The sequence below is a fragment of the Succinimonas amylolytica DSM 2873 genome, from assembly GCF_000378405.1.
Taxonomy (GTDB): domain Bacteria; phylum Pseudomonadota; class Gammaproteobacteria; order Enterobacterales; family Succinivibrionaceae; genus Succinimonas; species Succinimonas amylolytica.
Window position 1 is genome coordinate 1,945,097 of sequence record NZ_KB899636.1, and the last position, 257, is coordinate 1,945,353.

Consider the following 257-nt stretch of genomic DNA (forward strand, 5'->3'; position numbering starts at 1 on the left):
CTCGGTGAACAGAAAAAAGAGGAACAGAAAGGAACTGAACCGAAATCCGATGCCGATGTCATGAATGAATGGGCGGCGGCTCTCGGTGAACAGAAGAAAGAGGAACAGAAAGGAGCGGACCAGAAGCCGAAATCCGATGCCGATGTTATGGACGAGTGGGCCGCGGCTCTCGGTGAACAGAAGGAAGAGGAACAGAAAGGAGCGGACCAGAAGCCGAAATCCGATGCCGATGTTATGGATGAGTGGGCTAAGGCTCT

Annotated in this window: 1 protein-coding gene; it reads left to right on the forward strand. The window is 52.9% G+C overall.

The window, feature by feature from the left end:
• The coding region (locus F557_RS19375; RefSeq protein ID WP_211209521.1) for a hypothetical protein at positions 1 to 257 on the forward strand (257 nt) is incomplete at both ends.